The following is a 25668-nucleotide window of genomic DNA, read 5'->3' as shown; positions in this document are numbered from 1 at the left end:
CTAAATGATCGGCATTAGCCAACGTGGCTCCTTTTATTTCGTCAGTATTAGCTACTCGGCTAAAAAGGAAAGCACCACTTCGTGATGGTCTTTCGTTTTAAACTTATTGAACACGTGAGCAATATTGCCATCTTGTCCAACTAGAAAACTTAGGCGGTGGATACCGTCATAAATTTTACCCATGCAAATCTACCCTTGGAAAGTAAATAAGGTGATAAATTTGATAATGCTATGACAAGCTCATATATAACAGTAGCTTAACGATCATTGGAAATGCTAACTTATAATAAGATAACATTTATCATATTTTTTTCAAATTTGGGGTTAAGATTTGGATTAATTATCATATTACTACGGTAAAAACTGTTATCAATAAATGTCAAAAGGAGCAACTTAAAATTATAATTTGTTCAGCTGGTATGTTTTGTTCAGGCACTTATAATGCGTGTTTTTTGCCAAAACGCTCGTAGTCCTAAAAAACGTACAAACAGTCGTTTTATCTGCGGTCAACGTTCCTCTAAAATTCGAGATATCTGTGACCGTGATTTTTTGGTTTTGATAGAATTTCTCGTTAGCAAAAAAGCCACTATAATCCAACAAACAAACAAACAAACAAACAAACAAACAAACAAACAAACAAACAAACAAACAAACAAACAAACTTATCGAAGTGTTAATTGGTTACTCCATGATTAATAGTTTATTCGCAGTTACTGTCTAAACTCTGAGTCGACTTAGATTGGTATGCTTGTGTAGTCTTGATTGCTTTGATTTGGCCAAGTAATTTTGAGCAACTTTGTTTAGCTAATGTGTTTTGAGAATCTAGGTGCTCTTTCATTTCTGGAAAGGTTTTACATAAGCGCACATATTCTTCTGACTCACCAGTGCTCTGTAGTAAGTCAATTTCTAACTTCTTTAGTCGTTCATTGAGATTTGACGATATACTGCAAAGCTCAATAAATGGTTGTTCACTTTTTGAAACCTTATCTGTAATTAAACAAAAACCAACTTCAATAAAATTCTTTGTCTTTTTATATAAGTCACTCTTCCCTTTGGCTTTTTTGTGTTTCGTTAATAGACCATTATTTTCCAATAACCTAACTTGACGATATATTAAATTATAAGCTGAATCAGCAGAACGGTTACTTTTTACTCTTGATATGTAAGTATTTCGTAACTCGGATAAAGTAAAATTGTCAAAGCTCTGCTCCTGAAGTATTGAATAAAAGTGTTCATAAAGTTTAATAGGATTATTTGGCATCTCTGTCTCAAATTAGTGAGTTTTGTTTATACAAATTTGAATAAATTCATCTCAATGAAAAATGCGGATTATAATCCGTGGCTTTATAAGCCGCAACTTTGGATAGTCTTTCTCTTTGAAGAGATGAAAAATGAAAGACTTAGCAATAAAGTTTGGCTTGAAAGTACGAGATAAGCGAAGAGAGTTAGGGCTGTCCCAAGATAAATTGGCACTTTTGGCTGAGATTGATCGAAGTTATGCTGGAAGAGTTGAACGTGGTGAAGTGAACATCACACTTGAAAAAGCGTACCAATTAGCAGAAGTTTTAGAGTGTGACTTGAGGGATATTCTGCCCTGAATGAGCTTGTTACAAGTTTGCTTTTAAATTGATATTCTCCGCTGGTATGCTGCAAAGCAACTTCTCCTTAATGAAATTATAAAAATAACAGTCCTCCTTTGTAGATGACATTTGTTACCACGATTAGTTAACTACTACTATCAACTTAACACTTTTCTATTCGCAAATAGCTATTTTTGCTAAATTAGCTAAAATAGCTAGAAGTTGTTTCGACCCGTGTTGGATACGTTATGAATAAAGAAATTATAGAAGAAATCAAGCTGGCACTCGCTTCAGCACCTCGTAATCAGTACATGACGGAGTTCTGTCTACAATCGATCAAATATGCTGATGAACTAAGCAATCTTACAGCAAGAGAGTTTTGTGAAGAGTTAGGAATAAAACCTAGCTATGCTACAGAGTTTAGTAAAATGAGAAACCTTACCTCACGGCTTAAAGCTGCTGGTTTAGATACAAGGAAGATATAGTCAGTATGCTAATTGATAACGTAACAACTAAAGTATCAGAAACGCTTTCCAATTCGATTCAAGCGAACGATAAGCTGTCTGTAATGACGGGGATTTTCTCCATCTATGCGTTCGATCATCTAAAAGATTCGTTGAGTCAGTTAGATTCAGCACGATTGTTATTCTCTCAAGCTAAAGGGTTCGATTCATTTGACTCGCTAGGTAGTGAATCGCCTTTTGGTGCGCTGAATGGTTCTGCATTAGAAAACAAATTCCGTAACCAATTAAATCAAAAAGCAATAGCGCAAGAGTTTTCTCATTGGTTAGAGGAAAAGGCATCCGTTCGCTTAGTGCAACAAGCTGGAGCTGTTCATCAGCACATTACGCACGTAAATTCTCATTCAGAATCAATAGCGATAAACGGTGCTCAATTCAATGGTCAAGGTATTGGATTAACAGAGTCGAATGGCTTTGACATGATTAGTCTTGCGAATGCAGATCAAGCTAAAGAACTTTTAGGTTTCTTCAATCGAGTTTGGGGAAGTAAAGCACAAGTCAAAGATGCAAAGGCACTTCTACAGGCGGAGCTTGCCAAATTAACGACTGATCAAACACCACAGTTTATCTACTTCATTACGTTATATAATATTTTTAAAGACTTTGTGGGTGATCTGCAAGAAGACAAAATCTTAAAAACTAAAACAGGATTTAAAGATACGATTGTCTGGAACAAGCTGTATAAGTTTCAGAAAGATGGTGTATTAGGTGCAATCGACAAACTTGAGCATTTTAACGGTTGTATCATCGCTGATAGTGTTGGTTTAGGTAAGACATTTGAAGCACTTGCCGTAATCAAGTATTACGAGCTTCGCAATGATAAGGTTCTTGTGCTTTGTCCTAAAAAATTACGTGATAACTGGCTAATCTACACGCAGAACGACAAAAGAAACTTACTTTCTAGTGATCGCTTTAACTACGATGTTCTTAACCATACAGATATGAGTAGAACAGGTGGTTATTCTGGTGATATTAACCTTGAGACTATCAATTGGGGCAACTATGACCTTGTAGTGATAGATGAATCTCATAATTTCCGAAACAATAACCCAAAAAAAGATGGTCGAAACCGTTATCAGAGATTACTTGAAGATATCATTCAGGCAGGGGTAAAAACGAAGGTATTGATGCTTTCTGCTACGCCCGTAAATAACCGTTTAAATGATATGAAAAACCAAGTAGCGTTTATCACTGAGGCAAATGACCAAGCTTTACACGAACACGGTATCAACAGTATTGAAGGGACACTAAGACAAGCTCAAACTCGCTTCTCTAAGTGGGCTGAACAAGACCCAGATATTCGAACATCAAAAGACCTTTTAGACTCGATGAATTTCGATTATTTCAAACTACTGGATATTTACACAATAGCTCGTTCTCGTAAGCATATTGAAAAATATTATGGTACTGCTGATATCGGAAAGTTCCCGACCAGACTACTACCTGTCAACCTAAAAGCATCAATTGATCTTAAAGACCGGTTCCCTCCATTGGAAGAAGTGAATAAGACCATTAGAAGGTTATCACTTGCGTTCTACTCACCGATGAAATACGTGAGAATGGATAAGAAAGCTGAATATGCGAGACGATATGACCAAGAGGTTAAAGGCGGTAAAAGTGTATTTAAGCAAGTAGACCGTGAAGAAAGCTTGATCCATCTTATCCGTATCAATCTTCTTAAGCGTATGGAAAGCTCAATCCATTCGTTCACGCTAACATCAGAAAAAGTGCTTACTAAGGTAGATACACTATTAAATAAAATTCATAATTTTAACGCTAATATTAAACCGAATCTAAGTGGTGAACTAACAGAGGATTTTGTTGCTCCACCAATTGAAGAGATTGATGATCTAGAATTTAACTCGCCAGAACTCGCACCATTCCTGATTGGTAATAAAACTAAGGTGCGTATTCAAGATATGGATTTGGTTCGATTTGCTCAAGATCTTGAAGCGGATAGAGTATTTCTTCAAGAAATCGTTCTAGAATCAAAAAGCATTAACTCGGAGCGTGATGCCAAGCTTTCTATGTTGAAAGAAGCTTATCTTGAGAAATGCAAGAACCCGATAAATGGTAATAATAAAAAAGTTATTATCTTTACTGCTTTTGCTGATACGGCTGAGTACCTATACAAAAACTTATCTTCTTGGGCTTCACAAGAGTTGGGTCTTCACTCAGCCATTATTACAGGTCAACGCACTGAAACGACCTTGCGTGGAACGGATGGTAAAAAGTTCAAAACTGACTTGAATAGCCTTTTAACTCATTTCTCACCCAAATCAAAAGAGCGTGAAAAAGTCTTCCCAGAGTTTAAAGAAGAAGTCGATATTCTAATAGCTACCGATTGTATCTCTGAGGGTCAGAACCTTCAGGATTGTGATTACTTAATCAACTATGATATTCATTGGAATCCAGTTCGTATCATTCAGCGTTTTGGACGTATAGACCGTTTAGGTTCTGTAAATGATGTGATTCAGCTTGTTAATTTTTGGCCAAACATGGAATTGGATGAGTATATCAATCTTGAAGCAAGAGTTAGTGGGCGAATGGTACTACTTGATATTTCAGCAACGGGTGAAGAAAACGTTATAGAGCAAGATCCTAAGATTAACAAAGGAATGAACGATTTAGAGTATCGTAGAAAACAGCTTGAGCAACTTCAAAATGCGGTTGTTGATCTTGAAGAAATTTCAGGTGGTGTATCTATTACTGATTTGACACTCAATGATTTTAGGATGGACTTGTCTGGGTTCTTGAGTAGCAAAGAGAATGACAATACAAGTGTATTGGAACAATCACCAATAGGCTTGTTTGCGCCAGTGGTTATAGACAAAGAAGCATTTGAATCAGAATCGAGTCAGTTTTCAGGTCTTGGTGATGAGATTGAATCAGGCGTGATCTTTTGTCTAAAAGACATTAAAGGAAAGGTTCAGGTTGAAGAAAGCTATTCACTTGCACCTTACTATCTTGTTTACGTTTCAGATGAAGAAGAGATTTTACTTTCGTTTACTCAGTCAAAACAGATCCTCGATCTATGTAAAAAACTAGGCTCAGAGTTAACCAATATTGACCAATCAACAGACGCTTACAATCAGTTTTCAAGACGCTCTCAAAACGGTAAACAAATGAGGCATTACCAGAATCTTCTCGCTAAAGCGGTAGAAAACATTGCTGGTAAGAGTGAAGAAATTGGAGCAACGAGTCTCTTCAATAGAGGTGGAACGGTCTTATCTGCATCAAGCACTCAAAACGTCAATGATTTTGAAGTTGTTAGTTACATGGTGATCTTGTAATGGAGCTAATTAACTTTAGAAATAACGATAAAACAGAACATAGCAGTTTGATTGAAAAGGTTTGTGAGAATTTAGCCCTTCCTGATTCAACGTTCCTTGGCACTCGTATCACTAAGAAAATGCTGGTGGATAATAACGAACTGAGTAGCCATGACAAAAAGCTAGTAACGGACGTTATTCAATCTATCGAGTGGCAGAACACCCTTAAGCCAGAAACACTCAATGTTCCTGTTTATGTTACTGAAACGGTTGAATACATTGAAATAGCGGTAATTCGTGTTGTACTGAAAAACGATATCAAGAACAAAGCGAAACTCAAGAATGTAGCCAAGCTCTTACATACGCTGATTCCTTATCCAGTGATTTTACTTTTAGAACTAGGTGAAGAACTAGCGATAAGCCTAGCCGATAAGCGTATCAACCAAGCAGACAAGAGTAAGCTTGTTATTGAGCATATCTACAACAGTGATTGGTTAAGCTCAACAGGCTTAACTAGAAATGAGAATAATTTTCTTAATGATTTTTCACTAAAAAATGTTTCAAGCCTTAACTACTTTGAGCTATATCAAGACTTCATTTCAATGCTTATAGGTTTAGAAACAAGCAAGATTTCAGGTCGTTATCTATATAAAAATAATTTAGGTAAGAACCTTCTAACTGATCAGAATGATAGCGAAGCTGAATCACAAGAAGATGTAGAACAATATGATACTTTACACAGTGCATCTTTTTCAGAGAAAACTAACGAAGATAAAACAGCTTTGCTCAAAGAGTTGGAAAGTTTAGAGGCTGATCTTAGTAGCATAAGAAACAAGATTAAGAAGGAGACGCAAATGAATACGAAAATGCGTCTTAACGTTGAAGCTAAAAAAATTAAAGATTCAATTGGTAAATTGAAACGTTCCCTATAAATAAGGCGGTTAGGTTTAATGGCTATTCTAATAAATGCAGTAAGAATTTCTGGCTTTAGAGGGATCTCTAATTTAGAGATAAGCTTACCAAAAGTTACTGTTCTGATTGGTCAAAACAATGCAGGTAAAACTTCAATTATAAAAGCGTTACAACTGGCTCTTGGTGATTATTCAAGACATTTAACGGATGAAGATTTTTACATTGATTGTGATGATAATGTTCGTTCAGAAATTATTGTGGATATTTCTATTGTCCCTGTAGATGAGAGTAGTCAAAGAACAAATATTTTCACTGATGAATGGGTTGAAGTGTTTGGCGATTGGGTTCAAGCAGACCTAGAAGAAAATGACTTTGTAGCAATTCGAACGATTTGTGAAAAAGACAGCATCAAAGGCGGTTTTAAAGTTAGTCGTTACCCTTTATCTCGATGGTCTAGCTTTGAAAATTGGACTGATGAATCAGCAAAGATAAATAACAAAATTTCAAAACGTATTGATGCGATTCCATTTGTCGCAATTGATGCTCAGAGAGACATTCATCAGGAGTTACGTGAAAAAACTTCTTATATTGGGAAAGTTTTATCTGACATTAGCTTTGAAAGTGAAGATAAAGAAGCACTTGAAGATCTGATAGCGGAACTCAATGAAAGTGCAGTGGAGAAAAGCACTGTCTTAAGTGAATTGAAAACACACCTTGATTCTCTAAGCCAGTCATTCGAAGGTCAAGGTCAGACGGATATCACCCCATTTCCCAAAAAGATAAGGGATTTATCAAAGCGATTTTCGATTCACTTTGGTGAAGTTGATACGAACTCGTTTTCTATGGAATATCATGGAATGGGAACAAGAAGTTGGGCTTCTATGCTTACCGTTAAAGCGTTTATAGACATTTTGGAGAAAAAGCATGTAGAGGAAGAAGAGTGTTTTTTCCCTATCATTGCAGCAGAAGAACCTGAAGCACACTTACACCCAAATGCTCAACGGACACTTTACAAGCAACTGACTGACATCAAAGGTCAAACAATCATAAGCTCTCATTCTCCTTACCTAGCGTCTGAATGTAAATTACAAGATCTTAGATCTTTAAGGAATGGTAGAAATGGTGTTGAAGTTAATTCTCTTGGGGATGGATTTGCACCAGAAGATATCAACAAGTTACAAAGAGATGTGATGAGATTTAGAGGTGAAATTCTTTTTTCAAAAGCAATTATATTGTTTGAAGGGGTTACTGAAGAGCAATTAGCCCCGATCTTTTTTGAAAAGTATTTTAGCAAATCTTGTTACGCAGTTGGGGTCAACTGTGTGAGTGTAGCTGGCAAAAACTACCCTCCATTTGTAAAGTTAGCGTATCGTTTGGGGATTCCTGTTTGTATTGTTAGCGACAATGATGGAACTACTTTTACAGAAATTAGCTCTCAAATTAGAAAGATTGAAGCGGAATTTGACTGCCAATTGCTACCTAATGACTTTGTAATTAATTACCTGAATCAAGGCTGTGATATTGAGAAGGAATTAGTTAATCATGTGGGACTAGTGGTGGAGTTGAAAAAAGCTCTAGTACGCCTTGCGGTTAATGGAAATGATCACCCTGGCTATATAGAAGCGAAAACTAGGGAAATTGACCAGTTTGATAATGATCGACTACTGACTGAATTAAAGAACTCTAAGTCGGGTTATTCAGGCTTTCTTGCTGAAATTATCTCAGATAGTGATAAAGAATCGAGCGAACTGATACCACAGGCATTTATAAATGCTTTCGAATCAATCAGAGAATGGAGCGTATTATGATTTCTTTATCCTTATCTCAGCAAGAGATTGTAGAATTTGACATTAAATCAGCAATCCAAATCCTTGCTTCTGCTGGTTCGGGCAAAACGAGAGTCTTGACTGAAAGAATTAGATATATTCTTAATAACACTAAGAAAGACAAGGTATTAGCTCTTACCTTTACCAACAAAGCAGCTCAAGAAATGCAAGAGCGTTTGGCTGATTTTGTTGGAGTAGAAGAGCGTACTTGGGTATCTACGATTCACTCAGTCGCTCAAAGTATTATAGAAAGTTATGGACATACGATTGGCTTGTCTAGTGACTTGCATATATATGAGAGAGATCAAGATCGAATGGAGCTGTTTTTACAGTCATTAAGAGACAGTAACATTGATATAGATGAGTATCTAAACATCAATGACCCTGCTGAAAAGCGTAAGCGAAATCAGGTCATGCAAGGTTATATGGATGCTTTCGCTGAAATTAAGAGAGAGTTGCTTACCGAGCGTGATGAAATTGAAGCTAGATTCCCGAATGAGCCACGGTTTTATGATATTTATCAAGATTATCAAGAAGCATTGTTAAACAGTGGTGGTATAGATTTTAACGATATTTTGTTCTTGGCGTATAGAATCCTAAATGAACATTCTAACATTGCTAGAACATATCAGGTTATGTACAAACATGTGTGTGTTGATGAAGCTCAGGACTTAAACAAAGCTCAATATGAACTGATAAAGGTTTTTTGTGGTGAGCGGATAAAAAGTATCTTAATGGTAGGTGATCCTAATCAAATGATTTATGGGTTTAATGGCTCAAAAGATTACTTTGAAAAAGATTTTTTAAGTGATTTTGAACCAAAAACATTCACTTTGAGAGAAAATTACCGCAGTAGTAAAGAAGTGATTAACTTAGCGAATGTGATTAAGCCTAATTCTCAGATTAACCATGAAGCGGCATTCAATGGGTGTGCAAAAATACAACCATGTTTCAATGAAGAAGTTGAAGCGAATTGGCTGATTAGAGGCATTAATAGTCTCTTAGAAGCAAAAGAACATAATGAGATTGAGGGTGAAATCTCTTTAGAAAAGATGGTTGTTATTGGACGAAATAAATTTGTTTTTAACAAGTTAAAAAAGAAGCTTGATGAAAATAACATTACATATCACTTCAATAAGGGCGAAAGACAAGCTGAACCAGATTCTTTGTTTGGTAGAGTTTTGGATTATGCAATTCGCTTGAAGTTAAACCCTAAAGATTGGATAGATGGAAAGAAACTGTGTTCGTTGTTGAAAGTTCAACAACCTAACCAGTGGAATGATAATAACCTTCTACTTACTTGGTCGCAGGTGGTTGAATCATCAGATCTACCATTAGCACAAGCTCAAGCTTTTCTTTTACAAGAGATCCATAAGATAGATGCTGAACAGCCAAATATCCGTAAATTTTGTACGGCTCTCAAGGATAAGCTGGATGAATATAATTCGGTAGAACTTACAGAGAAAGAGCAGATTGAATTGGTGATTAGTGTTCAAGAGCTTGATGAATTTCAAAAAAGATGGACCACTTTCAAACGTAGAAGTTTAGGTGTAAGCCTAAAGTCATTTAGAAATGCAATGACATTAGGAAAACTCGATTCTGCAACACAAGGAAAAGGTTTAACACTAAGTACAGTCCATACAATGAAAGGTTTAGAGAAAGATATCGTCTTTCTAATTGGTATGTGTGATGGTGTTTTCCCAGACTATCGAGCAACGAGCCAAAAAGATTTAAATGAAGAAAAAAACAATGCTTTTGTTGCAGTAACACGAGCAAAAAGGTGGCTATACATTAGTTACCCACAATACCGAATGATGCCTTGGGGTAAAGACAAGTTTCATCAAGTGTCTCGATTCATCAGCACCTTGTCGGCTAACCCAATAATTAACGAATAAAAGCGAAAAGTTATGACAGACCAAATTATAGATAAAATCACGGGCAACAGCCCTGAAGCAAAAAGCTTAGATATCACACAGCAAAACATTGAACAGCTTAAGCAGCTTTTCCCTGATGTTTTTTCTGAAAACAAGATTGATTTTGAAGCGTTGAAAGCCGTTTTAGGTGAAGAGGTTGACGATTCAGAAGAGCGTTACAACTTTACGTGGAATGGTAAAGCGAAAGCTCGACAAATCGCTCAAACTCCATCTACAGGTACATTGCGCCCTTGTAAAGAAGAAAGTGTTAATTGGGACACGACTGAAAATCTATTTATCGAGGGTGATAACCTTGAAGTGCTTAAGTTGCTTCAAAAGCCATACCATAAAAAAGTAAAGATGATCTATATAGATCCACCTTACAATACGGGTAAAGATTTTGTTTATAAGGATGATTTTCACGATAACATTCAGAATTACCTTGAACAAACAGGTCAAGTAGATAATAAAGGTAATAAGTTAAGTACAAACTCCGATACATCAGGTCGTTATCATTCTGCGTGGTTGAATATGATTTATCCTCGTTTACGGTTAGCTAGAAATTTGCTTACTGATGATGGAGTCATATTTATTTCAATAGACCATAATGAAATAAATAATTTACAGTCGGTTGTGAATGAAGTTTTTGGTGAGGATAATGTTTTAGGAACAATTGCTAATGTAAATAACCCTAAAGGTCGTTCTGACGATAAGTTTATTGCGACCTCGCATGAGTATATTATTGCTGTAGCAAAAAACATTTCAATGGCGCAGACATATGGATTTGAACCAGAAGAGAATATTACGAAAAGATATAATAAAGTCGATGAGAACGGGAAAAAGTATCGAGAGATAGATTTAAGGAAAACAGGTGATTCAGACAAGAGAGAAGATCGACCTGATATGTTTTATTATTTCTATTTTGATCAGGCTACTAATGAATTAACAGTTAGCAAAGAGCGTGAAGAAAATTCTAGTAAAACCGAAATATTCCCTCAAAAAGATGATGGAACATATGGACGGTGGCGTTGGGGGTTTAATACTGCTACAAAAAGACTTAATGATGTGTACCCCAAGTTTATGCCTACTAAGAAAATATGGGGAATAATGGAAAAAGATTATCTAGATGGAAGACCTCCAGTTAAACCAACAACCTCTTGGACTCACAAGGACGTAAATAGCGAAAGAGGAAGTGAGCAGTTTATTGAGTTAGGGTTTAGTAAAGAGGTTTTCTCAAGACCGAAACCAATTGGTACCATTACAAGAGCAATAAGAGTTGGAACGCTCCCAGATGAGGATTGTATTGTACTTGACTTTTTTGCTGGCTCTGGGACTACAGCCCATAGTGTAACACAGCTAAATGCACAAAAATCCCGAAAGATAAGATATATCACTGTCCAGTTACCTGAGCCAGTTGATGAATCAAAAAAAGAAGACATTGAAGCTGTAAAATATTTACAGGAGAATAATAAAAAACTCCTACTTTCTGAAATTACAAAAGAAAGGCTTCGTAAAGTCGATGATATTTATAGAGATCAACTAACAAACGATAAAAAAGGGTTTAAAGTTTTCAAGCTTGCAGAAACAAACATTCGTAAATGGGATGCAGACTTTGACAACCTTGAACTTGTATTGCAACAAGCAGAGAAATCAATCAAGGCTGATCGTTCAAGCGAAGATGTTCTGTATGAGATTTTCTTAAGGTATGGTTACGACCTAACTACACCAGTAGAGACTGAATCTGTAAATGGTAAGCAAGTCTTTGTTGTTGGTGCAGGTGCTTTGATTGTTTGCCTAGATGATGAAATTACAGGTGAAACTGTAGAAGGTATCGCCAAGCTGAAAGAAGAACTAGATCCAGAAACTACCCAAGTTGTTTTCAAAGATGCAGGATTTGCTGATAGCAACGTAAAAACCAATGCTATTCAGATCTTGAAGCAAGCTGGCATTGACGATGTTAAAAGCATTTAGGGGATAAATTATGTCTGAAATGAAGATAAAGTTTAACCCTGATCTTACTCATCAAAAAGATGCGATTAATGCGGTTGTTGGTGTATTTGAAGGACTAGAAACTTTTCAATCTAACTTCTCTGTATCAAACGCTGTTCAAGCAGATATGTTTGAAAGAAATGATGGTATCGGTGTAGCTAATGCTCTGAGTTTATTACCAGAAGAGTTATATGAAAATACTCGTAATGTTCAGTTAGTTAATGGTTTACCTCAAACTGAAACTACGAAACAAGCACTTCCAAGCCTTGATTTTACTATCGAGATGGAAACTGGTACAGGTAAAACATACGTTTACCTGCGTAGTGCTTTTGAGCTGAATCAACGTTATGGATTAACAAAATTCATCATCGTTGTTCCATCAGTAGCGATCAAAGAAGGTGTCTATAAATCTCTGCAAATGACTGAAGAGCATTTCAGAAAAGAGTATAAGAATGTCCAATATGATTACTTTGTCTATGATTCTTCAAAGCGTGAGCAAGTAAGAAACTTTGCTACTAATGATTATATTCAGATTATGGTAATCAACATTGACGCTTTCAGTAAATCCTTCACAGATCCAGAGAAAGAGACGAAAGCTAACCTAATTCACCGAACCGATGATCGCCTGAACGGGATGAAGCCAATTGAATTCATCCAAGCAACAAACCCTGTTGTTCTGATTGATGAACCTCAATCTGTGGCATCTACAGCTAACCGTAAAAAAGCAATTGCGAGTTTAAATCCGCTTTGCACGTTCCGATACTCAGCAACGTTGACTGAAAACTTCAACATGCTTTATAAGCTCGATTCGATAGATGCGTATGAGCGTAAGCTGGTTAAACAGATTGAAGTTGCCTCATTGGAAGTTCAAGACAACCATAACCAAGCCTATATCAAGCTGATTAGTGTTGATAATAAGAAATCGCCAATCACAGCTAAAATTGAAATTGACGCTCAAACTAAAACAGGAAAGCTACAACCACGTAAATCAATCACAGTTAAGAGTGGGACGGATTTATTTGAAGCTTCTGGTGGACGAACTGTTTACGAAGGTTATGTAATCAACGACATTTACTGCGAAGAAGGGAGCGAGTATATCGACTTTACGAGTCGTGATGACATCATAGAACTAAGTCAATCCATAGGTGAAGTTGACCAAGATACTTATAAGCGATTACAAGTATCTAAGACTGTTGAAGAACACCTTGAAAAAGAGCTGAAATTCTATAGAAAAATTACCACTGGCGTAGATGTAATGGATCATTCCAAGGTTCTAAGCCAGAAAGGAATTAAGGTTTTGAGCCTGTTCTTCATTGATAAAGTAGCTAATTACCGAGGCTATTCAAGTGATGGTGTGCCTGTTCAGGGTAAATTTGCTAAGTGGTTTGAAGAAGAGTTTACGCAACAATTAAGAAAGCCAAAGTATCGTGTTTTATACCCTTCAATTTGGGATAAGAATGATGCTGGTAAGTATACGTTAAACGAACACGCCCTTAAGGAACTAGCGAGTTCAGTTCACAATGGCTACTTTGCTCAAGATAAGAAAAAAGATGCGTCAGGTAATCCTCTTTTTGCTGAATCGAAACTTTCAGCAAAAGGTGAAGGTGGTAAAACGGCTGCTGATGAATCTGCTTATAATTTGATTATGAAGGACAAAGAAAAGCTTTTATCAATGGATGAAAAGCTTCGGTTTATCTTCTCTCACTCCGCCTTGAAAGAAGGTTGGGATAACCCTAACGTATTCCAAATTTGTACCCTAAACGAAACTAACTCTGTGATGAAGAAGCGTCAGGAGATTGGTCGTGGTTTACGTTTAGCAGTAGATCAGTCAGGTGAACGTGTACCGTATGGCTTTGAGGTTAATACGCTTACTGTAATGGCAAATGAATCTTATGATCAGTTTGTTGCAGCACTTCAAAAAGAAATTGAAGAAGAGGAAGGAATCAAGTTTGGTGCAGTTGAAAAACACCAATTTGCAAATATTGTTATTTCTGATGAGCATGACACTAAAGAGTTTCTTGGTGCTAAAAAGTCAGAAGAGATTTATCAGCATTTAGCGGATAAAGGTTATATCGACAAGAAAGGCAAAATCTTAGATTCTCTTAAAACTGATCTGGTTGATAATACGGTTAGTTTACCAGAAAGTGTTCAAGCACATTCAGATGCGATTCTTGCAACTTTAACTAAGGTTGCTAAAGGCTTAAGCATTAAAAAACATGAAGAGAAGAAAACGGCAACACTTCGTGAAGATAATGGTAAGCAAATCGTGCTTGGGGATGATTTTAAAGCCCTCTGGGACAGAATTAAGTACAAGACTACATATCGAGTGAATTTTAGCGTTGGTGAGCTTGTGCAGAAGTGCATCAAGGAAATCAGAGCGTCAGTTGCGGTTGCTAGTGCGAAGTTTGAATATAAAAAAGTGAAGGTAGCGGTAACAGAAGCGGAACTTGAGACTTTTGATGAAGAATCAAAGATCCAATATTACCGTAATCGAAACTTCCAACTACCAGACGTAGTAACGTATCTTGAATCGAACACGAACCTAACCCGTAAGACGGTGGTAGATATCCTGCTTGGGCTAGGTGATAAGTTAGAAGCATTCAAGAACAACCCACAACGATTCATCGAGCTTGCTAGTGAAGTGATCCGTAAGCAAATGCGTTTAGCTATTGTCGATGGTATCTCATATCACAGAGTCGGAGATGAAGATTACTACGCTCAGGAGTTGTTTCAAGAAGAAGAGCTTACTGGTTATCTTAAAAATATGGTTGAGGCGAACAAATCTGTTTACGATTACATCATATGTGATTCAGATACAGAGTTTGAGTTTGCAGAAAAGCTTGAAGAATCAACAGACGTTAAGCTTTACGCCAAATTACCAGCGTGGTTTAAGATTGATACCCCATTAGGTAGTTATAACCCTGATTGGACGGTGTTGATTGATAAAGAAGATGGAATGGGTGATCAGCTTTACTTCGTAGTAGAAACTAAATCTAGTATCTTCTCTGATGATTTACGTGCTTCTGAGCAAGCAAAAATTGATTGTGGCATTGAACACTTTAAAGCCTTGTCGCAAGACAAGGACGGTAAAGCCATAGATAACCCTGCTAAGTTTGTTAAAGCAGATAGTTACAATACTTTTTCTTCTCATTTAGAAGGCTAGTTGATTCGAGGTAGTCAATAGTCTTGACTACCTCGCATTTCTTTAGCCCTAGCTCTGCCTGCTTCAGAGATATACTAACCCTTTGATAGATAGGCTATCGATAGCGTTGATGTGAAAGTATAGCAATGTTATCTGTCTCAAATTGAACTTTATTTGCTATTTAAGTAGTCTAATATGACTTCATGATGTTCTTTAGTTTTGAACTTGTTGAACACATGCTCAAGCTCACCTGATTCATTGATTAAAAAGCTCGTTCTAACCACGCCCATATTTTCACGGCCCATGAACTTCTTGAGCTGCCAAACACCATACTGCTCACATACAGTGTGCTCTTCATCTGCGAGTAAAGTGAAGTTAAGTTCTTGCTTGTTGATAAAGTTAGTTAACTTTTGAGGTGTATCAGGACTTATACCTAGTACAACTACATTATGGGCATCTAGTTCAGCTTTAGTGTCTCGTAATCCCTGAGCTTGTACAGTGCAACCAGGTGTTGAAGCTCTAGGATAGAAGTAGAGTAATACTTTCTTTCCTTGCAGTTTTGAGAGTTTTACAGGGTTACTATCTTGGTCATTTAAAGTAAAATCTGGTGCGGTTTGTCCTGCTGTGATTGCCATTTTCAGTCCTTAGTTTCTTAATTTGAGTTATGTATGAAGTACGGTTTTTAGTACATTTTTATATCATGTTCACAATGTAATGATTCCACTATATTGGTAGCTTTTATTGCTTATTAAAAGTTCCTTGAACAATATTATCAGCTCGTGCATTAACCACTTTATCCATCGCTTTTTCACGCTCACATTCAGGTATCATTTCCATTAAATGCTTTACCATGTTGATATGACGTGCGGCTTGTTCAGCTAATGCGTCTTCACTTTTTCTTGAGTCAGCAAGATGTTTTGATTTGAGCTTGTTAATCTGTGTTCTTTCGCTTTTTAGTTTTTTATTTTCGAGTTGTAATAGTTCGATTTCAGAAGTTGCAGATTCACTATTATCAACCTTTGCTTTCAGTGACTTTGCTTTTATCACCTGTTTTATATCAGGGTGATTTCGCAAAGCTCCTACGCTTAAACCCGCTTCTTTTTCAACGGTATTATTGTTGATCTTTAGTTTACCTTGTCTCGCCTTTTTCTTTAACTCAATATTAGTTGGTTCACCTCTAATGAGCCGATCTAGCGCGTCTATGAGTGTGTTTTTTGTGGATTGTTTCATTCTGTCACTCCAACTTGAGGGATTAGTAGTTCTTTAACGGCCTTCGGAAACTTTACAGGCTCATATTTTATCCCTAAATCATCCATGATGCGTTGTGCAGCAGTAATTTTGATGTATGACTCAGAGGCAGTCTGAGGGGTTAACTCGTTGTGCTCGATATCGAAGTGCATATGTGTTTCTGCTTCTTTACGCATAGCCTCTGCATATACGGCGTCCACGATGTAATCATTATCACAATCAACACACCCGATTAAATTGACTTGTGTTCTTAGGCTACAACTTTGGGACGTGCAATAAATTCCTGGGGCAACGACATGTAGATGCCTTTTACCAGCCTTCAAGATGTTTTTCCAATACTCGATAGTTAACATGTCATTATTCGTTTTATCTTTAAAGGCGTTTATGCCTTGCTCAATCATTCTTCTAGCGAATTGTTTACCTTTTCCGCCAGCAACACGCTCTTTATTAGCAAATTGTTTGTGGATATTCAGGTAAATTTGAGCCTTTTGACGAACTCTTTCATCATCTACCTCAGTACATAGATTTTTCTTTTTTCCTTTTTGTGTTTGAAGCTTTTGGAATTTACTAGCATTATTGGCGTAATGACGAGTCATGGCTAATGATACATGACTAAACTGCTGCTTTAATTGTGGGAATGAAAGTAATTCGTAACCGATAAGATAATACGCAAATGAGCGGCGTAATTGATGGCATGTGAATTCATAATCATCACCAATATCAAAACTTCTTTCTGGGTCAGATAACTTTAAATCCTTGATATCCTGGTTGATTAAAGCGAGTTCAGAACTCAGAGTTTTTTCAAACCACTTTTTTGCTTGTCTAGTGATTGACTTCTTCTGAACTGGTCCAAAGCCTTCTCTAAATTTATGAAAAAATTTTGTGCTATTTTGTTTTAATCGTAGTGGTTTATGAATTGCTTGAAGTATCTCATAAGCTTTCATAGAAAGTACTGTAGACACAAATTCATCTTGCTTTGATTGAATACCTTTTACCGTTTTATCTAAATCAGCACGTAATATGTAAATCGTTTGCCCTGAGATTACTTCAGCACTAGTACCATTCACGGTGTGAAGATCATAAATCTCATCGCCTCGCATACCTGATTTTGCCAAAAGCGTCCAAACACAAACACCTGAATATTGCGTAAGTAGCTGTTCAGCTTGTGATTGGTTCGAAACAACTTTATTTCCAACCCTTAAGTGACGGTTGGGAAAGCATTTGTCATAGTAACTTTCCTTAATGGCTGGTTTATGCTTTTTTAGTAAGTTTAGAATTTCAGCCTTAGTAGGTGAAGTAATGCTAGAAAACTCCTGTTTAAAAATTTTATTTCTAGCTTTTCCATTTCGGTTTGACTCTTCTAACCGCCACATTAGTTCCCCATTTTTACGAACACTTATACCTTTGTGTAAGTATTCTGAGTAGCCACTATAGATATTATTTTTAAATGATATTAGGTAATGAGATAATTTTTCAATTTCATCACGGATAGGGTACAAGTAGGAAATAAGTGTTTCTGCATCGCATAATGCTCGGCAGTAAAGCCGTTGTGGGATAACTGGGTATTGCTCCCTTTTTATTATATTCAGGTTAAAGTCAGAAGCAGATAATGTGCTAGTTAATGCGACATTAAATGGTAGTCCATCCTGTTCAATAAATAGTTTGTTTAATGTTGAGTATGTGCTCTCTCTCATAAAGTTCAGTGGTGTTGAGTCTTCAATGCACCACTTTTCTAACAAGTTAAAATCAATGTAAGAAAAGCAATTTACTCCTTCTGAAAGTAATGGCTCTATATATTTTTTTAAATCCTTTAAAGTCTCATATAGCATTCCAAATGAATGCTCTTTCGGAGATATCCACATCATTTTTAGAACAAGGCTTTTTAATTGATTTTGAAGATTACGCTCTATTATTTTTCCATCTAGTGAAAAGTCTAAAGTTTTTGTCATGCTTGCGTAAGGCTCAAAGAATGGTTGGAGCTTTTTCCATGCTTCATTATCAATGATTTTTCCGAGTGATTGACCATGTGTATCGAACCCAATATCAAGTTGTTCAAATACATCCCAATCACCTTGTTCAATAGCTGGTTTTAAAACGTCAATGAGATAATTTGAATGTATACCAACCTTAGTTTGTGCTTTTTTTATGGTTTTTAAATGTTCTAGATTTAGTATTTTTATCATGATTTATACCCTTGGCCTAACGATCGACACTAGTGCGTGATTCATAGTTATACGAGGGTGTCTTCCATTTTTATTAAATAGGCTCATTGCTTCTTCAATAACGCTAGGAGATGCAGCTTCAAGTGTACACTCAAAGGCTTCTATTCTCACTAGTACCTCTTGTTTTGCTTCTGGGTGACGGTCTAAGGCATCCTTTAACACATCAATAAATGAGATTAGTTTATAAATTGCATTTGGTTCATCTACTGCTTTAGCTGAACGGCATTTAAAGCAAGCGTCAAATTCTGAGCAAGGCAAGTCTTTGCCAACTGCTTTATTGGTTGCCCTTTGTGTTTTTTTCCCATCTTCTAAATTCTGTTTACCATTACACATAACCCCATTTGGGTTGGTTGGTGTCTTTGTTGTGAGCCATTCATCATGTGTAAGCATCGGTATACTCAGCGTATCTTTTACTTCTTTTTTCGCTTGTTCTAGGTCTACTCCTGTCGCTATACGTTCCAGTACCTGAATTGCTTGAGATAAGATTTTTTTATTGGTGTCAGGATTACCATTAGCATAATGTCGTTCCAATGTAGACAAAGTGTTTTGCAAAAGGTTGGTCAGGTGCAACAAGTTACCGTCTTCATATTCATGAAGACTTGTAGTTTCTCGAAATCTACTAGATTGTAATGAGATAAAATAATCGTTAGTTTTAAGACTCCAATTCTTAATTGTATTGGCACTAATTGGACTAAACCCTTCCCATAGTGTTGGTTTTTTCTTTAAACTACCAGTTCGGAATAAGTAGCGTGGGTATTTTTTTAGTGATTTATCCGCTCGATCTGCTGACCATTGTTCAATATTTTTAATTAGCGCAACTTCACTTGCTGGAACCTCAAAAAATCCTTTATCGCCATTATCATATAGGAATGAAACAATTACATTACCATCTTCATTTCTATCGGAGTATTTAAGAGGCAATAAAACTCCTTTTAGAGGATTATCTGTAAAGCATGAAAAAATTAAATAACTAATCCTCATAATATTATAAGTACGGTCATGAATATTTATTGGGTAATTAGTTCTGCTCACAATACTTCGACCCACTTCATTAATAATAACTTTAATTACAATTGATTCATGATTTTTAAAGGCATAAAAAAGATCTCGAAACCAGGGTAAATTTAATGAACGCTGAGATGAAACTAGATTTAGTGAAGTGACTAAGTGTTTATTTATTTCGGATATGTCAAAACTATTTGATTTTTCCCCATCTAAATTTAGTGAATATATGAGATCTGTATTACTGCCATATAAAGAGGATAGCTCTGTTAGGACCTTAATAAACGTAACACCTGTTTTTTTTTCTACATCGAATGAAAAGATGTCGTCTACTTCATTTGTTAATATAGCGCTGACTTCTTTATTAGCCCTTGCTTTAAAACCTTTGATTTTGACTGTTTTAAGGGATTTGTCTCGGTTATCTATATCAATGGTAATTGGGTGGGATATCTTTCGGATAATACTGTCGTTAAATGAGGTAAAGTAGCATAGTAAATGGTATGCCGCGCCCATTGTAAGGTTAAATGCACAGTTAGCTTTAACTCTACCTATACTAGGCTGTAGTGAGGTAGATATGTAAAGCTCCTCCTGATGGGAACCCAAACTTATGGTTACTGGTAGTTTATCTGAATTAAGTTTTTCATCTTTTTTAATTGCTATCAACTGTAATGCTAGACCAAAAAACAATTCACTTAACCGTGAAACTATCATTTTTTCTTCAGAGTCAGAGTAGGGTAAAAACGGATCATGGTTATTACGGAAGGAGCGATGAAGGTGCTTCCAGCTTTCGTCATAAACACCGCACCATTTTAGAGCGGTTATAGTGCCTGTGTTCTTGCTTACACAGCTAGACTCTTTTATGCCTAGTTCTTCACCATCATTTCTTTGCCACAACCTCAATGATGTTTTATATTTTTTTAATTGATGACGAAGCTCTCCATCATTCCCACAATACTCGAGATAACCTTCTTTTGAGAAAGGATCAACGTTTTTAATATCACAAAAGAATAGATAAGATCTTAAAACCTCATACAAGTGCGTAACGAATAGCACCGATTTTCCATTCTTCACATATTCATTTGCTTTCTTCGCAAAGTTTCGAATATATATAATACGTTTTCGTATTTGCTCATTGTTTTTGTCACAATTTTTGTGAGTTATATGTGAAATGTCAAAGTCTATATTTGAATTGTTACTATTAGTTTTATAAGGGATGGTAATTGCTAATCGTGTGACATTACCTCTATTTCTGGATGGCTTAAGTTTTATAGAGTCTTTTTTAGCAAATGGACTTTTTGACATGCTACCATCCACCATTAAATTTATTGTTTTTACGTTTGGCCGCAGAATGTTGTGAAGTAACTTCATTCATGAGTTTAACGTACTTCTCGGTGGTGGCTGTGTTTTCATGACCCATCAAGCTTGCGAGCTCATTCATTAAAAAATCATAACCTACTTCACGCTCTTTTGATTCATTTCTTAACCAATTAGTAGCATAAGTCGAACGTAAATCATGGATTCTGTAATACCATGAAGAATCAATTTCTCTAATTGATTGTCGTAAAGTACTAAAGTGTTTTTCAAGTGTCTTCTCTGAATATGTCCTTCCTTTGTTTGATAGAAAGAGCTTATCAGAACTGTCTAATATGTTTTCAGAAAGTATAAGGTGACTGCGCATCGACGCGTTATTTATTCGTTTCTGACTAAACTTGTAAACCTCAAGTTCTTCATAAATATTGATGGGTACTTCTATTATTCGGGGTTTATTAAATTTTGTTACAGTGATTTGCACAGGAACAACAGCTAATCCTGATGCATCTATCTCCCCAATTTGCTGTGCCGGAAAGTGACATAACTCGCCAATACGAGTACCTGTTTTGATTGCAAGCCTGAACATCAATGAAAATGGTTGCGGTAAGTCATCAATATATTTATCAAATAAATAAAGGTGATCAATAGTTATAGGTTTAAGTTTTTTATAAGATGGTGTCGAATCCGCGCGAGGGAATATTTGCATGATATGTGACATATCTATTTGTCGAGGTCTGTTCGATTTAATATGTGACAATATATCGTGTTGAGTACTGTTAAGATCAGTTTTCAAGGTTACTCTTGAGAAGTTAGTTACTACGTGGTTTTGATCGTTTTTTATATACCCAAATCTTTGCAGCCATTTATAAAAGCCTATCACCGAATTCATGTAACTTTTTGCTGTACTGAGAGCAAAAGCTTCAGTTCCTTCTGAATTTCTATGGCGGGTATTTTCAAGTAAGAATTCTGCAAAACGCCAAGGTGCACCTTCTTCTTCATGTTTTGTAAGGCTTTTGTATGTGAGATATTCTGGGGGAATCACATCACCATTGATATCTACTTGTTCGAAGTGAGTACTATCCAGAAAGCGTGAGTAGGCGAGAAGTGCTTTGGCAATACTAGAAGTATCTTTAATTTTTCCTTGCCCACTTAACCTTGATACCAGATAAAGCGATTGAGGGTAAACAATTGCGCCGTTAGGATCCAAAATTATCTTTGTTTTTCTTTGACGTGATTTAAGGTTTGAAGGTGAAAGAGTGGGAGTTAACGAAGCTTCACTTGTAGCTTCATGAATTTGGCAAGTTATTACCAATTTAGCTAGAGTATCAACTTCTATCTCTAACAGCCTGTAGTCGTCTATTACACTTTCGGTTTTTATCTGATGCTTTGGCAAGATTATTCCTTAGTTTTTCTATGACAAAATAAGTATATCTTGTCATAGAAAATTACCAAGGATACTTATCAATGATTTTTTCCAAGGGTGAACTTTTTCTCACCCCAAACACCAAATGCATCGGCGATTGCGTGGTCTTCATCACTTAGCAGTGAGAAATTGAGTGATTGCTTATCAGAGAATTTTGCGAGCTTTGCGACTGGATCTGGGCTAATGCCCAACACTGTCACAGATAGATCATTAAGCTGTGGCTGACTGTCTCTTAAACCACAGGCTTGCACTGTACACCCTGGTGTAGATGCTTTTGGATAAAAGTAAACCAATACCGGACCTGTCAGTAATGCTTCTGCTAAGCTGATGGTCTCATTACGTTGATTTTGTAGTGTAAACTGTGGCGCTTTATCGCCTACTGTTAAGGTATGCATATCTTTTCCTTATATTTTTAGCTGTCTATGCCTTGCATATGCTCCAAGGTACACTCTAGTGACAACTCTTTTGCGAGTTCATGCATACTGATTTCAAGCTTTTCAAGATCGACTTTTTCAGGGACATTGACTGTCAATGAGATATTTTGAGTCGGTTCACCTGTGTCATCTTCTTCAGCATGGGACTTTACCGCCCCTAGATCTAATGAACGATCGGCGAGAAACTGAGTGATTTTCTTCATGGTTCCACGTTGGTCAAAACCACTGAAGTTAACTTCTAAGCGAGAAATGTAATTTTTAGGTGTGTGTTTAGCTGTCCGTTTCATCACTGTCATCAGTTCTAGCTCAACACTTAAGCTAGGCAAGGTTGATTCCATCTTGGTGATAGAAGGCCATGAGCCAGATAACATCATAATTAAAGTGAATTCATTACCGAACAACGCCATGCGACTGTCGACGATGTCACAATCACATTCACTTGCGAGTCGAGCAAATTTACTCACAATACCTGGACGGTCGGCCCCCATTGCTGTTACGACCAAGTGGTTGGACATTTAATACCCCATTTTTATATTAGTTAGCCCAAAAAATAAGCATTTTGATGATGCTTTTTTTTCATGGTCAGCAATGCTATCACATGTTGCTCTATTTGCGATCCTTGTCGTAGTTACAAAATCGAATATTTAATATGTTTCAAGTTGATAATGAATATGGAATGAGTTGCGCACTAGTGCTTGTCTTTAACTGATTCCATCAGTACCATAGCCAGTCCTGAACCCTTGGGGAATACACATGATAAACGGAAGCATCGTTGCCTTAATCACACCAATGAATAGTGATGGCACAGTAGATTATAAGAGTCTTGAGAATTTAGTTGAGTACCATATCGCCCAGGGTACCGATGGCATCGTTGCAGTTGGCACGACTGGTGAATCAGCAACATTGCCTGCAAAAGAGCATATCGAAGTCGTCCAACAGACGGTAAAGTTTGCCGCTGGCCGCATTCCAATTATTGGTGGTAATGGCGCAAATGCCACTGCAGAAGCGATAGAGTTAACAAAAGGGCTATCTAGTGTAGGTGTTGAAGCTATGCTGGGCGTGACGCCATATTACAATAAGCCGTCTCCAAAAGGCTTGATCGCACATTATAAAGCGGTAGCTCAAAGCACTGATATCCCACAAATATTATACAATGTGCCCGGGCGAACCTCGGTAGATATGTTACCAGAAACGGTGGCTGAGCTGGCGAGTGTTAGTAACATTATTGGCGTAAAAGAAGCCACTGGCGATCTTTCTCGTGTAAGCAAACTACGTAGTTTGTGTGGCGATGACTTTATGCTTTACAGTGGTGATGACGCTACAGCACGCGAATTTTTAACTTTGGGTGGCAACGGTATCATTTCAGTTGCTAATAACATCGTACCTAAAGCATTTAAAGCGATGTGTGATGCCGCACTTGCAGGCAATACTGCTGAAGCTATTGCTGTTGAAAAGTCTATCCAAAGTTTGTTCAGTGCTTTATTTTGTGAAGCTAACCCAATCCCTGTAAAATGGGCCGCTCATCAAATGGGACTTATCAGTCAAGGTGAAATTCGTTTACCTTTAACTGAACTTTCTAGTGAGTTTCATGGTCTGTTGCTAGAAGCAATGAAAAATGCCCGAATTGAGGTTTAATAATAAATGCTAAAGCAAGTATCACCATTAATACTGATTGCGGCTGTTACAGCGTGCAGTACACCAATTGATAGAAGGCAAGCAAATGATGTCGATCAGCAATATCAAGATCTAGCATCTGCGCCTAAACTGGTTATTCCTGAAGGGCTTAACCAACCAACATATAGCAAAGAATATGATATCCCCGAGGTTGGCGCTAAAGTTGATAAGACGCTAGTAGGCAACACTTTAGATATTCGTCCTCCGCTACAGGTATTGCCTATGGCCGCGGGAACGCGTGTTGAAGAGGGTGATGAAAATATTAAAATTATGGTTGAGTCGATTGATAATGACTCAGACCTAAAGCAGGAGATCTTTGATGTATTAAAAGAGTACTTTGCAAGTGAGTCTGTTCAGCTTCGTTCTGAAGACTATGATGCTGGTACCTTTGAGACAGATTGGATTGAAAGCTCTGAAGTTGTTGAGTCTAGCTTTTGGGGAAGTGACAAAATTTACTTGTTACGCCAACGCTATAAGTATGACATTGATATTCGACCACACGGCCGTAGTGGTAGCGTGACAATCAGTTTGATTGAGCATGAAGAGTCTTATGACGGTGAGCAACAAGAAATTTTGCTTAGTGGTGAAGATAAACGCCGTTATACAATTGATATCTTGAATGATTCTATTAGCTACATGAGTATTAAACGTGCTCAAGCTATGAAAGCTAAGCGTCTTAAGCAAAGTCTTGGTATTGATGTTGACTTGATCTCCGAGCAAGACGAGCAAGCTTATTGGCTAGCAGATGCTAAGTTTAAACGCACGTGGGACCGTTTACGTATTGTTTTGCCTGAGATGGGCTTCGAAATTGTAGATATGGACAGTAACAAAGGTCTGCTTTATATCAATGTGGTTGATGATTCCGGTTTTTGGAGCTCTTTATGGGGTGAGAAAAAGTTGAATTTGGATGAAGGCTCTTACCGCATCGAACTTAAAGATGATAGTGCTGACGACAAAACGCAGATCCACCTGCTTGGTTCTGACAATGAACCATTAGAAAACGAAGTGGTTATTGCCGTCTATGAAGGCTTCTCTGAACTCATGGAAGAAGATCGTAAAGTCCGTTAATCGATTGCCGTTATAATGAAAGGAGCCTATGTGGCTCCTTTTTTATTGTCTTTCTTTTAAGTGAATTGCTTAATGACTCATTTGCGGCGTTATGGCAATTGCATTAAAAGTTTGGCCATTCAGCGGGAATT

At 36.9% G+C, this 25668-nt stretch carries 17 protein-coding genes and 2 pseudogenes; 10 read left to right on the top strand and 9 right to left on the bottom strand.

Annotated features, from left to right (window positions below; translation table 11 throughout):
- Positions 1-51 precede the first annotated feature (51 nt).
- Positions 52-183 (bottom strand): annotated as a pseudogene (locus AB4238_RS06845) (thioredoxin-dependent thiol peroxidase); the annotation flags it as partial.
- A 517-nt stretch (positions 184-700) separates the two neighbouring features.
- A complete protein-coding gene (locus tag AB4238_RS06840) occupies positions 701-1261 on the bottom strand; it encodes a response regulator (RefSeq protein ID WP_372032420.1) in 561 nt (186 codons plus the stop codon).
- Positions 1262-1391: 130 nt separating this feature from the next.
- On the opposite strand from AB4238_RS06840, the gene AB4238_RS06835 reads away from it, so the two are divergent.
- The 8 genes from AB4238_RS06835 (at position 1392) to AB4238_RS06800 (ending at position 15176) form a co-directional block, all read left to right on the top strand.
- Positions 1392-1598, top strand: a complete 207-nt coding sequence (locus tag AB4238_RS06835) for a helix-turn-helix domain-containing protein (protein WP_372032419.1) — start codon at positions 1392-1394, stop codon at positions 1596-1598.
- 230 nt (positions 1599-1828) lie between these two features.
- Entirely contained in the window at positions 1829-2065 is a 237-nt protein-coding gene (locus AB4238_RS06830) for a transcription factor (RefSeq protein WP_372032418.1), read from the top strand.
- A 5-nt stretch (positions 2066-2070) separates the two neighbouring features.
- Positions 2071-5394: a helicase-related protein gene (locus tag AB4238_RS06825; protein ID WP_372032417.1), complete on the top strand. Its 3324-nt coding sequence runs from the start codon at positions 2071-2073 to the stop codon at positions 5392-5394.
- Positions 5394-6305 carry a DUF4391 domain-containing protein gene (locus tag AB4238_RS06820; RefSeq protein ID WP_372032415.1) on the top strand — a complete coding sequence of 304 codons (912 nt, stop codon included), beginning with the start codon at positions 5394-5396 and terminating at the stop codon, positions 6303-6305. Before AB4238_RS06825 ends, AB4238_RS06820 begins: the two co-directional genes overlap by 1 nt.
- 18 nt (positions 6306-6323) lie before the next feature.
- Positions 6324-8093, top strand: coding sequence for an ATP-dependent endonuclease (locus AB4238_RS06815; RefSeq protein WP_372032414.1), 1770 nt, complete (start codon positions 6324-6326; stop codon positions 8091-8093).
- Entirely contained in the window at positions 8090-10006 is a 1917-nt protein-coding gene (locus tag AB4238_RS06810) for an ATP-dependent helicase (protein WP_372032412.1), read from the top strand. Before AB4238_RS06815 ends, AB4238_RS06810 begins: the two co-directional genes overlap by 4 nt.
- Before the next feature lie 12 nt (positions 10007-10018).
- Positions 10019-11995 (top strand): site-specific DNA-methyltransferase, encoded by a 1977-nt coding sequence (locus AB4238_RS06805; RefSeq protein WP_372032410.1) that lies wholly within the window; start codon positions 10019-10021, stop codon positions 11993-11995.
- A gap of 10 nt (positions 11996-12005) precedes the next feature.
- Positions 12006-15176 carry a type III restriction-modification system endonuclease gene (locus AB4238_RS06800; protein ID WP_372032409.1) on the top strand — a complete coding sequence of 1057 codons (3171 nt, stop codon included), beginning with the start codon at positions 12006-12008 and terminating at the stop codon, positions 15174-15176.
- A 149-nt stretch (positions 15177-15325) separates the two neighbouring features.
- Here the strand turns inward: AB4238_RS06800 and bcp (AB4238_RS06795) are convergent, their stop codons facing one another.
- From bcp (AB4238_RS06795) to AB4238_RS06765, 7 genes and pseudogenes are all read right to left on the bottom strand, one after another.
- Positions 15326-15790, bottom strand: a complete 465-nt coding sequence (gene bcp, locus AB4238_RS06795; protein ID WP_372032408.1) for a thioredoxin-dependent thiol peroxidase — start codon at positions 15788-15790, stop codon at positions 15326-15328.
- Positions 15791-15893: 103 nt separating this feature from the next.
- Complete coding sequence (locus AB4238_RS06790) at positions 15894-16385, bottom strand: hypothetical protein (RefSeq protein ID WP_372032407.1); 492 nt, start codon at positions 16383-16385, stop codon at positions 15894-15896.
- On the bottom strand, positions 16382-18586 hold the full coding sequence (locus tag AB4238_RS06785) for a hypothetical protein (protein ID WP_372032405.1): 2205 nt from the start codon (positions 18584-18586) through the stop codon (positions 16382-16384). Before AB4238_RS06785 ends, AB4238_RS06790 begins: the two co-directional genes overlap by 4 nt.
- A 3-nt stretch (positions 18587-18589) precedes the next feature.
- On the bottom strand, positions 18590-20929 hold the full coding sequence (locus AB4238_RS06780) for a hypothetical protein (RefSeq protein ID WP_372032404.1): 2340 nt from the start codon (positions 20927-20929) through the stop codon (positions 18590-18592).
- 1 nt (position 20930) lies between these two features.
- Positions 20931-22331, bottom strand: coding sequence for a tyrosine-type recombinase/integrase (locus AB4238_RS06775; RefSeq protein ID WP_372032402.1), 1401 nt, complete (start codon positions 22329-22331; stop codon positions 20931-20933).
- Between the two features lie 77 nt (positions 22332-22408).
- Positions 22409-22756: pseudogene (bcp, locus tag AB4238_RS06770) on the bottom strand (thioredoxin-dependent thiol peroxidase); the annotation flags it as partial.
- 17 nt (positions 22757-22773) lie between these two features.
- Positions 22774-23310: a glycine cleavage system protein R gene (locus tag AB4238_RS06765; RefSeq protein WP_372032400.1), complete on the bottom strand. Its 537-nt coding sequence runs from the start codon at positions 23308-23310 to the stop codon at positions 22774-22776.
- Between the two features lie 238 nt (positions 23311-23548).
- Here AB4238_RS06765 and dapA point away from each other — a divergent pair, with 238 nt between their 5' ends.
- Both dapA and bamC read left to right on the top strand, forming a co-directional pair.
- Positions 23549-24430, top strand: coding sequence for a 4-hydroxy-tetrahydrodipicolinate synthase (gene dapA, locus AB4238_RS06760; protein ID WP_371991297.1), 882 nt, complete (start codon positions 23549-23551; stop codon positions 24428-24430).
- A gap of 6 nt (positions 24431-24436) precedes the next feature.
- Entirely contained in the window at positions 24437-25537 is a 1101-nt protein-coding gene (bamC, locus tag AB4238_RS06755; protein WP_372032399.1) for an outer membrane protein assembly factor BamC, read from the top strand.
- The last annotated feature ends 131 nt before the right edge of the window (positions 25538-25668 follow it).

Origin of the sequence: Shewanella sp. 10N.286.45.A1, from assembly GCF_041470405.1 — a bacterium.
Classification (GTDB): domain Bacteria; phylum Pseudomonadota; class Gammaproteobacteria; order Enterobacterales; family Shewanellaceae; genus Shewanella.
The sequence above is the reverse complement of the archived record's forward strand: the minus strand, read 5'-3'. Positions and strand labels throughout refer to the sequence as shown.